This window comes from Xanthomonas sp. MUS 060 (assembly GCF_000963215.1).
Classification (GTDB): domain Bacteria; phylum Pseudomonadota; class Gammaproteobacteria; order Xanthomonadales; family Xanthomonadaceae; genus Xanthomonas_A.
Genome location: NZ_JZIM01000036.1, coordinates 1 through 10,532, shown reverse-complemented (window position 1 = coordinate 10,532; position 10,532 = coordinate 1). Strand labels below are relative to the sequence as shown.

Below are 10,532 nucleotides of genomic sequence, written 5' to 3'. Positions count from 1 at the left end.
CGGTGTACACCACGCCGGATGGGTACCAGGTGCACCAGGCGACGATCCGGCTGACGGCGCAGACCAGCGCGTACTTCTTCGCCCGTGGCGCGTTGTACGGTCGGTGCCACCGGCGAGCGCTCGCGGCTGGACCCGCGCACGGGCACGGTGACGATCTACTACTTCGCTCGTGACGAGCACAATGTCAATCCGGACCAGACCAGCAGCGGTGCCAGCGATCCCTTCGCCGGGATGACCACCGACGAAGCCGGCGCCCCGCCGTTCCACTACGAAAGCGACACGCTGCAGTACTCCAATGCGTATGGCACCTGCACCACCAACTGCGTGCGGCTGATCGCGCAATACGCCTATACCGATCCGGATCACATCCTGAGCCATCCGCAAGGCACCGGAGGCGGCGGGCTGGACGACAACGAGCAATACCGCATCGCCACGCGCACGACGGTGCAGGACGTGCTGCAACCGGGCTTGGGTCCGGAGGCGGTGATCCACTCGGGCGGTGCGATGCATATCGTCACCGACACCCTGCACAACACCTACGCGCGCATCGCCGCCGGTGGTGACCTGAGCATCGACGGCATCACCGGCGCGGCCAGCGTGACCAACCTGGCGCAGACGCTGTACCGCACCGACAGCTTCAACAACGTCTCACGGGCACGGTGACGATCTACTACTTCGCTCGTGACGAGCACAATGTCAATCCGGACCAGACCAGCAGCGGTGCCAGCGATCCCTTCGCCGGGATGACCACCGACGAAGCCGGCGCCCCGCCGTTCCACTACGAAAGCGACACGCTGCAGTACTCCAATGCGTATGGCACCTGCACCACCAACTGCGTGCGGCTGATCGCGCAATACGCCTATACCGATCCGGATCACATCCTGAGCCATCCGCAAGGCACCGGAGGCGGCGGGCTGGACGACAACGAGCAATACCGCATCGCCACGCGCACGACGGTGCAGGACGTGCTGCAACCGGGCTTGGGTCCGGAGGCGGTGATCCACTCGGGCGGTGCGATGCATATCGTCACCGACACCCTGCACAACACCTACGCGCGCATCGCCGCCGGTGGTGACCTGAGCATCGACGGCATCACCGGCGCGGCCAGCGTGACCAACCTGGCGCAGACGCTGTACCGCACCGACAGCTTCAACAACGTCTCGTATGCGTACAACGGCACCACGCGGCAATGGAGCAATCCATCGATCTCGGTGCAGATCGGCCAGATCGGCGGCTCGATCACCAGCGGCGGCACGCTGCACATCGACGTGGGTGATTTGAGCAACCTCAACCAGGGCCGCGCCGCGCCCAACGTGCAGGGCGCGGCGGCGCTGACCAACCTGAGTGTGCAGGGCGCACAGGGCACGGTCAGCGGTGGCGGCGTCGGTCCGCTGCATGGCCCGGGCGGGGTGTCCGGGAGCAGCGCGGCGGGCGCAGGCGCAATCCAGCGGCGCCCAGCGCGCCAGTACCGGCAACGCCAGCGCCATGGGCACGGTGAGCGGTCAGGGCGCGACGAGCGGCAGCGTGGCGGTCAATGCGGCAGGCGGTTCGCCGGACCGCATCGTGATGGGCGCGCCGGACACGCAACTGCCCAGCGCCAGCCTGTTCAACGTGCAACCCAACGGCGGCCACGCGCTGGTGGAGACCGATCCACGCTTCACCAATTACCGGGTGTGGCTGAGTTCGGACGCGCAACTGCGGCAACTGGGCTACAACGCCGACACCATGCAGCAACGCCTGGGCGATGGATACTACGAACAGAAGTTGGTGCGCGAGCAGATCGGGCAACTGACCGGGCGTCGCTTCCTGGAAGGCTATAGCAGCGACGAAGCGCAATACCAGGCATTGCTGGATGCCGGCGCGACGGCAGGCGCAATCCAGCGGCGCCCAGCGCGCCAGTACCGGCAACGCCAGCGCCATGGGCACGGTGAGCGGTCAGGGCGCGACGAGCGGCAGCGTGGCGGTCAATGCGGCAGGCGGTTCGCCGGACCGCATCGTGATGGGCGCGCCGGACACGCAACTGCCCAGCGCCAGCCTGTTCAACGTGCAACCCAACGGCGGCCACGCGCTGGTGGAGACCGATCCACGCTTCACCAATTACCGGGTGTGGCTGAGTTCGGACGCGCAACTGCGGCAACTGGGCTACAACGCCGACACCATGCAGCAACGCCTGGGCGATGGATACTACGAACAGAAGTTGGTGCGCGAGCAGATCGGGCAACTGACCGGGCGTCGCTTCCTGGAAGGCTATAGCNGGGCGATGGGTACTACGAACAGAAGTTGGTGCGCGAGCAGATCGGGCAACTGACCGGTCGTCGCTTCCTGGAAGGCTATAGCAGCGACGAAGCGCAATACCAGGCATTGCTGGACTGGGCTACAACGCCGACACCATGCAGCAACGCCTGGGCGATGGGTACTACGAACAGAAGTTGGTGCGCGAGCAGATCGGGCAACTGACCGGTCGTCGCTTCCTGGAAGGCTATAGCAGCGACGAAGCGCAATACCAGGCATTGCTGGATGCCGGCGCGACGGTGGGCAAGGCCTGGGGCCTGCGTCCGGGCGTGGCGTTGACGGCGGCGCAGATGGCGCAGTTGACCAGCGACATCGTGTGGCTGGTGGCGAAGACGGTGACGCTGCCCGATGGGCGCACCACCACCGCGCTGGTGCCGCAGGTGTACCTGCGTCTGCATCCGGGCGATCTGGACAACGGCGGCGCGCTGCTGGCCGGTGCCAATGTCGATGCGCACGTGAGCGGCACGTACGCTGACCAACACCGGCACCATCGCTGGCCGTCAATTGGTGTCCTTGGATGCGGGCCGGATCGATCACCTGGGCGGCAGCATCAGCGGCAATCAAGTAGCGCTGACCTCGGCCAGCGACATCCGCATCCAGGGCGCGAGCGTGAGCGCAGTGGATGCGTTGAGCGTGCGTGCGGCGGGCAACATCGAGGTGGCCTCCACGGTGGAGACGCTGCAAGGCGGCGGGCATCAGCAGGCGATCACGCGGGTGGCCGGGCTGTACGTGACCGGAGCCAATGGCAGCGGCGTGTTGTCGGTGGTGGGCGGCACCATCGCTGGCCGTCAATTGGTGTCCTTGGATGCGGGCCGGATCGATCACCTGGGCGGCAGCATCAGCGGCAATCAAGTAGCGCTGACCTCGGCCAGCGACATCCGCATCCAGGGCGCGAGCGTGAGCGCAGTGGATGCGTTGAGCGTGCGTGCGGCGGGCAACATCGAGGTGGCCTCCACGGTGGAGACGCTGCAAGGCGGCGGGCATCAGCAGGCGATCACGCGGGTGGCCGGGCTGTACGTGACCGGAGCCAATGGCAGCGGCGTGTTGTCGGTGGTGGGTGGTGGCGATGTGACCCTGCAAGCGGCGCAGGTGCGCAATGCCGGCACCGACGGGGTGACCCAACTGGTGGCCGGTCACGACCTGACCCTGGGCGCGCAGACGCTCACGCACAGTACCGACGCCACGCACGATGCACGCAACTACCAACGCAGCAGCGAGACCACGCATGCGGTGAGCAGCGTGCAAGGCGCGGGCGACGTGGTGTTGGCGGCGGGCCACGATCTGACGCTGCAAGCGGCGCAGATCGGCGCAGGCAAGGCGCTGACCACGCATGCGGTGAGCAGCGTGCAAGGCGCGGGCGACGTGGTGTTGGCGGCGGGCCACGATCTGACGCTGCAAGCGGCGCAGATCGGCGCAGGCAAGGCGCTGGCGGGCGTTGCAGGCCGGCCACGACCTCGATAGTCAGGCGGTGGTGGACAGCACCACACAGTCGCGCAGCAGCGTGAGCAAGCGCCACTCGCTGGTCACCTCGAACGACGACGAACACGTGCAAGGCACGCAACTGGGCGCAGGCGGCGACATCGTGATGCGCGCGGGCAAAAGCGCCACTCGCTGGTCACCTCGAACGACGACGAACACGTGCAAGGCACGCAACTGGGCGCAGGCGGCGACATCGTGATGCGCGCGGGCAATGATCTGACCCTGGCCTCGACGGCGGTGGCGAGCCAGAACGGCGGCATCGCCCTGGCCGCGGGCCACCGACGTGGCGCTGACCGCGACGCAGGAACAGCACGACAGCGTGGTGGACGAGCAAACGCGCAAGAAAAAGTTCCTCTCCAGCAAGACCACGACCACGCACGACGAGAGCCACGACAGCCTGGCGGTGACGAGCAGCCTGAGCGGCGACACGGTGCACATCGCGGCGGGCCACGACCTGCTGGCGCAAGGCGCGCAGATTGTCGGCACCGGCGACGTGGGTGGTGCTGGCGGCGGGTAACAACCTGACCCTGGAGACAGCGCAGAACACGCACAGCGAGGAGCACGACAAACAGGTCAAGAAGAGCGGCCTGTTCGGCAATGCTGGCGGCGGGTAACAACCTGACCCTGGAGACAGCGCAGAACACGCACANGGGCAACGACCTGACCCTGGCCTCGACGGCGGTGGCGAGCCAGAACGGCGGCATCGCTCTGGCCGCGGGCAACTGGGCGCAGGCGGCGACATCGTGATGCGCGCGGGCAACGACCTGACCCTGGCCTCGACGGCGGTGGCGAGCCAGAACGGCGGCATCGCTCTGGCCGCGGGCCATTGACGTGGCGCTGACCGCGACGCAGGAACAGCACGACAGCGTGGTGGACGAGCAAACGCGCAAGGTGGCGCTGACCGCGACGCAGGAACAGCACGACAGCGTGGTGGACGAGCAAACGCGCAAGAAAAAGTTCCTCTCCAGCAAGACCACGACCACACACGACGCGACGCACGACAGCCTGGCGGTGACGAGCAGCCTGAGCGGCGACACGGTGCACATCGCGGCGGGCAACGACCTGCTGGCGCAGGGTGCGCAGATCGTCGGCACGGGCGACGTGGTGCTGGCGGCGGGCAACAACCTGACCCTGGAGACAGCGCAGAACACGCACAGCGAGGAGCACGACAAACAGGTCAAGAAGAGCGGCCTGTTCGGCAATGGTGGCCTCAGCGTCAGTCACCTACGGCAAGCAATCGCTCAAGACCGATGCGACCAACGCCACGGTGACCCACACCGGCAGCACGGTGGGCAGCCTGGAGGGCAACGTGACGATGGTAGCGGGCAATACGCTGGCGATCACGGGCAGCGATGTGATGGCGTTGCAGGGCGACATCACCGCCAAGGCGAAGGACATCGCGATCACCGAAGTGCACGACACCACCGACAGCACGCAGCAGACGGCGTTCAAGCAAGGCGGTGTGACATTGTCGGTGACCTCGGCGGCGCTGAACCTGGCGCAGTCGGCGGTACAAAGTGCGCAGGCGGGCAGCCAGGCCAAGGGCGATGCGCGGATGCAGGCGCTGGCCGGTGCTTCTGCGGCGTACAGCGCGTATGGGGCGAGTCAGTCGCTGGGCAAACTTGCCTCTGCCGATAGCGTCAAGGACGCGGCGCAAGGGGCGGGCATCAACATCGCCATCACCGTGGGCGGCAGCCGCAGCCATAGCGAGAGGCGGCGCTGAACCTGGCGCAGTCGGCGGTACAAAGTGCGCAGGCGGGCAGCCAGGCCAAGGGCGATGCGCGGATGCAGGCGCTGGCCGGTGCTTCTGCGGCGTACAGCGCGTATGGGGCGAGTCAGTCGCTGGGCAAACTTGCCTCTGCCGATAGCGTCAAGGACGCGGCGCAAGGGGCGGGCATCAACATCGCCATCACCGTGGGCGGCAGCCGCAGCCATAGCGAGAGCGAACGAACAACACAGCGACACGGTCAAGGGCTCGACCCTGCATGCCGGCGGCAATGTCACCTTGATCGCCACTGGCGGCGGCGACGACAGCAACCTCTTGATCCGCGGCAGCGACGTCAAAGCGGGCAACAACCTGCTGCTGGCGGCGGACCACGACATCACGGTGGAGTCGGCACAGAACAGCGGCGAGCAACACAGCCGCAGCAAGAGCGGCAGCGCGGCGATCGGCGTGGCGGTGAACTATGGCGCGGACGGCATGGCGGCGGGCGTCACCGCCAACGCCAGCAGCGCACCTCTTGATCCGCGGCAGCGACGTCAAAGCGGGCAACAACCTGCTGCTGGCGGCGGACCACGACATCACGGTGGAGTCGGCACAGAACAGCGGCGAGCAACACAGCCGCAGCAAGAGCGGCAGCGCGGCGATCGGCGTGGCGGTGAACTATGGCGCGGACGGCATGGCGGCGGGCGTCACCGCCAACGCCAGCAGCGCGCACGGCAAGGGCGATGGCACGGACGTGACCCAACGCAACAGCCACCTGTCGGTCGGCGGGCAACACGGCCACGCTCATCAGCGGCCACGACACCACGCTGGATGGCGCGGTGCTGTCGGCGAACAAGGTGATGGCGGATGTGGGGCGGGCAACACGGCCACGCTCATCAGCGGCCACGACACCACGCTGGATGGCGCGGTGCTGTCGGCGAACAAGGTGATGGCGGATGTGGGCGGCCGGTGATCTGCACATCCACAGCGAGCAGGACACCAGCCATTACGCCAGCCACGACACCTCTGCCAGTGCCAGTGTCACCGTGGGCATGGGGGCGAGTGGCAGTGCGAGTTATAGCCACTCCAAGGTGGATGGCGACTTCGCCAGCGTGACGGAACAAAGAGCCACGACACCTCTGCCAGTGCCAGTGTCACCGTGGGCATGGGGGCGAGTGGCAGTGCGAGTTATAGCCACTCCAAGGTGGATGGCGACTTCGCCAGCGTGACGGAACAAAGCGGCATCCAGGCCGGCGATGGCGGGTTCGACATCACCGTGCATGGCAACACGGATTTGTTTGAAGGGCGCAGTGATCGCGAGCACGCAGGGTGCGATCGACCAAGGGCGCAACCAACTGACCACCGGCACGCTGACGGTGGCCGACATCACCAATACCAGCCACTACAAGGCGACGGGGGTGAACCTGTCCGGCGGGTATGCGGCGGGGGGGAGCAATGGCAAGTCCGATGGCAAGAGCGATGGCGGCAGTGGCGACAGCGCCAGCAGCCAGATGCCCTCGACAGCGAATAATGGCAGCAGTTGGTCCTGGCAGAACCAGGGCAGCGGGGCGCGGGGAACCGCAGCGGGCTACGACAGCAAGAGCGGCAGCCAGACCTCGATCACGCACAGCGGAATCAGTGGCGGCGCACTGACCATCACCGATGCAGCAGGGCAACAAGCCAAGAGCGGACAGAGCGTGGCCGACACGCTTGCGGCACTCAAGCGCGACGTGCACACCGGCGACAGCGGTAATGGCTTGGTCAAGGACTGGAACGGGCAACAACTGCAACAGCAAGTGACCGCTGGTGCGCAGATCATGGCGACGTTCGGCCAGCAGGCGAGCAAGGCGATTGGTGATTACGCCTCGCAAAAGGCGTTGGAACTGCGCGGGCAGGGCAACGAAGCAGAAGCGGCCAAATGGGACGAAGGCGGCGTCTACCGCGTGGCGGCGCACGCGGCGATGGGCGCATTGGGTGGCGGCGTACAAGGCGCGTTGGGTGCAGGCGCGGCGGCGAGTGCGGCACCGAAGTTGACCGAGCTGACCAAGGACCTGCCCGACGGCGTGCGTGAAGCAGTGGGTGCGGGCCTGGCAGCGGGATTGGGGGCGGTGACCGGCGGCGCGAGCGGCGCGGCCACGGCGTTCAACGAGGATACGAATAATCGGCAGTTGCATCCGGTCGAGATGAGCTTCCTTGCCGCTGAGGCTGCCAAGTATGCCGAGTATGCAAAAATCAGTGAAAAAGAGGCAACGCAGTTGCTGATTGCTGCTTCTTTGGATCAGCTTGATAGCACTGCGCAGGCGCAAACCACGGGTCAGGATGCCGCAAAGTATCAAGCGGCTGCAAACTGGCTTGCCAGCGAAGCGGCCGATGCGCACCTTGGGTTCGTCAATGAGAAGGGCGAACTTCAGCAGGCTTTCACCGCGACCAAAAGCCAGTTCTATGACCCGACGCTATACGACCAGCCATATCGCGGAAATCTTCTTACCAAGATCACGGACAAGGTATTCGATACGCATCTGACCGCTGGGCATTCGATCACGATGGACGACTATCTTTCGGTGGGGTCTGATCTCAAATTGGAGGGGCAGTATCAACTGTGGCGGGCGACTCGACCTGCGGATATGTCCAAGTGGAGTGCAGACGACTTGCAGACGATGTCCGGATTTGTTCAGAAGAACGATCTGCGGTTGATGGCGAAATTGGGGATTTTTGGCCCGATAGGTGCCAGTTGGGTGTCGTTGTCGGATGGCGATTACAAGGGCGTAGTTGATAATGCGGCGATCAACATCGCTGGCGGCGTGGTGCCTGTTGGTTCAGTTGGTCGGTCATTGGAGCATGCTGGCGAGGCAGTGATCGATGCATCCAGAGATGTTAGATTAGCTCAAGAACTAAATTCGCCGGCAAAGACATCTGTTAAGGAGCTTGAAGTGGATTCTTATAGGGAACTTAAATCCAGGGAGGTGGTTGGAGATGGCTTGGAACATGACCATATCCCTTCATTTGCTGCATTGCGAACTGCAAAAGAGGCTGAATTGGGCCGCCCCCTCACTGATGCTGAGACAAAAGTTCTCTATCAGAATGCGACTGCAGTTGAGGTTACAAAAGAGGTTCATGTCGCAGGGCCTACATATGGCGGCAAGAATACTATTGAGCAAATACAGAAAGATGCATCTGATTTGTGTGATGCAGTTTGTCGAAATACAGACTCATTGCGATATAATCTAATCAGTAGAGGCTATGATTCGAAATTGGTGGACGAGACCGTCCAAAAAATCATCGAAAGAAATAGAAAGATGGGAATCATAAAATGAATTTAAGTTGGTCTGATTTCATTGGCGCGCTAGGCAAGGATGAATCTGGAGTCGAGTTCATAAAATTCATTTCAAATTTTGATGAGACTCCTGTAACTTCGAATACGCCAGAGGAATATAATGATCCGGAGGGCAGGACGAGGTTTTATAAATTCTTAAATTCCGGAGTGGAGTTGGGAATTAGATCTGAGAAATTAAATCACATTCATTTTTTCATTCAGAGCCATGAGGGGTTTTTGCCTTACAGTGGGCAAGTATTTGATATTAATGTTAAGGGGTGTAATTATCAGGGAATTTTGAAAGAATTCGGCCGTCCGAAAGACTTTGGAGGAGGGAGGCAAGACCCTTTGATCGGCTACGTAAATAAGTGGATCAGTTACGATTTTGATCAATTTGGAATGCATATGGAGTTTTCTTTGGATGATAAATTATGGAAGGTTACTTTATTGGGGAATATCTGAGCCTGTTAGTCTGTGAATTTTTAAATTGAACTGTGTAACTTCGGTCTTCACAGTTCTTCCATTGGCATGCGCTCTTCATTCAATGCCGTAATCACCAACTCACGATCCCGCACAGTGATGCTTAGCTTGCACCCGATGGCGAAGCCCAACTGTTCCAGCCAGCGGCCACGCAGGCGCAGTGCGGGCACGGGTTGATGGCTGTCGGGATAATAGCCATACCCCATGGTGCATTGCTGCGTCGGACGCACGCGTCGCGGTGGGCGTTGTGCCCGAGCAAGCTTGGCCGCATGCTCGGCCGCATTCAGCGCCGCCGCCTGCTCACGCGTCATCATGGGAGTGAGCGTCGGCTCCACAAACGTCCATTGCAGGTCCGTGCATGGCGTCGCTTGGCTTGGCGAACGCTTGGTTGTTGTTTTACTGCGGCGGGATAAAGATTGACGCATGGCAATAGCCTCTCCTCGGTGGACGAGAACCGCCGCCAACGGCGACGGGATGTCGGGAGGTTAGAAACCGCACGTAGCCGGCGGGCGTATTTCCCCGAAGGGTGTTGTATTAGCCGCCCTCCCGACGCAGGCATTGCGTCGGTTTGCACCTGCGAACAGGCACCTCGGTGGACGAGAACCGCCGCCAACGGCGACGGGATGTCGGGAGGTTAGAAACCGCACGTAGCCGGCGGGCGTATTTCCCCGAAGGGTGTTGTATTAGCCGCCCTCCCGACGCAGGCATTGCGTCGGTTTGCACCTGCGAACAGGCACAAAAAACCCACCGGTTTGACGGAGGTGGGTACCGCTACGTGAGGAGTTTCTACGCTCCTTGGTTGAAAGATTGCAGTCGGTTGCGTTCGTTGTCAATCGATAATCTGCACAATAACTACACGTGCCTCGCCTTCGTCGGTACGCGGTGACCGGCAGCGTGGCGGTCAATGCGGCAGGCGGTTCGCCGGACCGCATCGTGATGGGTGGGTGCGCCGGACACGCAACTGCCCAGCGCCAGCCTGTTCAACGTGCAGCCCAACGGCGGCCACGCGCTGGTGGAGACCGATCCACGCTTCACCAACTAGACACGCAACTGCCCAGCGCCAGCCTGTTCAACGTGCAGCCCAACGGCGGCCACGCGCTGGTGGAGACCGATCCACGCTTCACCAACTACCGGGTGTGGCTGAGTTCGGACGCGCAACTGCGGCAACTGGGCTACAACGCCGACACCATGCAGCAACGCCTGGGCGATGGGTACTACGAACAGAAGTTGGTGCGCGAGCAGATCGGGCAACTGACCGGTCGT

The 10,532-nt window shown here is 63.1% G+C and carries 12 protein-coding genes and 3 pseudogenes; 13 read left to right on the top strand and 2 right to left on the bottom strand.

Annotation, left to right across the window (positions count from 1 at the left end):
* The first annotated feature begins 84 nt into the window (after positions 1-84).
* Together XANALMUS060_RS15995 and XANALMUS060_RS20695 are read left to right on the top strand one after the other, a co-directional pair.
* The gene (locus XANALMUS060_RS15995; RefSeq protein WP_045739288.1) at positions 85-663 is read left to right on the top strand and encodes a hypothetical protein; all 579 of its coding nucleotides are present in this window, start codon (positions 85-87) and stop codon (positions 661-663) included.
* Entirely contained in the window at positions 660-1,820 is a 1,161-nt protein-coding gene (locus XANALMUS060_RS20695; protein ID WP_045739287.1) for a hypothetical protein, read from the top strand. The genes XANALMUS060_RS15995 and XANALMUS060_RS20695 overlap by 4 nt, the downstream gene beginning before the upstream one ends.
* A 510-nt stretch (positions 1,821-2,330) precedes the next feature.
* Here the strand turns inward: XANALMUS060_RS20695 and XANALMUS060_RS21470 are convergent.
* Entirely contained in the window at positions 2,331-2,747 is a 417-nt protein-coding gene (locus XANALMUS060_RS21470) for a hypothetical protein (RefSeq protein WP_200894076.1), read from the bottom strand.
* 52 nt (positions 2,748-2,799) lie between these two features.
* On the opposite strand from XANALMUS060_RS21470, the gene XANALMUS060_RS22330 reads away from it, so the two are divergent.
* The 10 genes and pseudogenes from XANALMUS060_RS22330 to XANALMUS060_RS15940 all read left to right on the top strand — a co-directional run bounded on the left by XANALMUS060_RS22330 (position 2,800) and on the right by XANALMUS060_RS15940 (position 9,251).
* Positions 2,800-3,753 carry a hemagglutinin repeat-containing protein gene (locus tag XANALMUS060_RS22330; protein WP_235430563.1) on the top strand — a complete coding sequence of 318 codons (954 nt, stop codon included), beginning with the start codon at positions 2,800-2,802 and terminating at the stop codon, positions 3,751-3,753.
* Positions 3,728-3,970: a hypothetical protein gene (locus tag XANALMUS060_RS21460; RefSeq protein ID WP_045739283.1), complete on the top strand. Its 243-nt coding sequence runs from the start codon at positions 3,728-3,730 to the stop codon at positions 3,968-3,970. Before XANALMUS060_RS22330 ends, XANALMUS060_RS21460 begins: the two co-directional genes overlap by 26 nt.
* Before the next feature lie 84 nt (positions 3,971-4,054).
* Positions 4,055-4,288: a hypothetical protein gene (locus XANALMUS060_RS21455; RefSeq protein WP_045739282.1), complete on the top strand. Its 234-nt coding sequence runs from the start codon at positions 4,055-4,057 to the stop codon at positions 4,286-4,288.
* 314 nt (positions 4,289-4,602) lie between these two features.
* Positions 4,603-4,887, top strand: a pseudogene (locus XANALMUS060_RS23100) (hypothetical protein); the annotation flags it as partial.
* Between the two features lie 85 nt (positions 4,888-4,972).
* Positions 4,973-5,494, top strand: a complete 522-nt coding sequence (locus tag XANALMUS060_RS22320) for a hypothetical protein (RefSeq protein ID WP_045739281.1) — start codon at positions 4,973-4,975, stop codon at positions 5,492-5,494.
* Between the two features lie 54 nt (positions 5,495-5,548).
* Positions 5,549-5,944: pseudogene (locus tag XANALMUS060_RS22315) on the top strand (hemagglutinin repeat-containing protein); the annotation flags it as partial.
* A 13-nt stretch (positions 5,945-5,957) separates the two neighbouring features.
* Positions 5,958-6,209 (top strand): annotated as a pseudogene (locus XANALMUS060_RS22310) (hemagglutinin repeat-containing protein); the annotation flags it as partial.
* A 162-nt stretch (positions 6,210-6,371) separates the two neighbouring features.
* On the top strand, positions 6,372-6,449 hold the full coding sequence (locus XANALMUS060_RS22300; RefSeq protein WP_235430565.1) for a hemagglutinin repeat-containing protein: 78 nt from the start codon (positions 6,372-6,374) through the stop codon (positions 6,447-6,449).
* Between the two features lie 337 nt (positions 6,450-6,786).
* A complete protein-coding gene (locus tag XANALMUS060_RS22295) occupies positions 6,787-8,790 on the top strand; it encodes a hypothetical protein (protein ID WP_235430561.1) in 2,004 nt (667 codons plus the stop codon).
* A complete protein-coding gene (locus XANALMUS060_RS15940) occupies positions 8,787-9,251 on the top strand; it encodes a hypothetical protein (protein ID WP_045739278.1) in 465 nt (154 codons plus the stop codon). Before XANALMUS060_RS22295 ends, XANALMUS060_RS15940 begins: the two co-directional genes overlap by 4 nt.
* Before the next feature lie 47 nt (positions 9,252-9,298).
* On the opposite strand, the gene XANALMUS060_RS15935 is transcribed toward XANALMUS060_RS15940, so the two are convergent.
* A complete protein-coding gene (locus XANALMUS060_RS15935) occupies positions 9,299-9,583 on the bottom strand; it encodes a SymE family type I addiction module toxin (protein WP_045739277.1) in 285 nt (94 codons plus the stop codon).
* Between the two features lie 544 nt (positions 9,584-10,127).
* On the opposite strand from XANALMUS060_RS15935, the gene XANALMUS060_RS20145 reads away from it, so the two are divergent.
* On the top strand, positions 10,128-10,532 hold a 405-nt coding region (locus tag XANALMUS060_RS20145; protein ID WP_152640549.1), incomplete at its 3' end, for an S-layer family protein.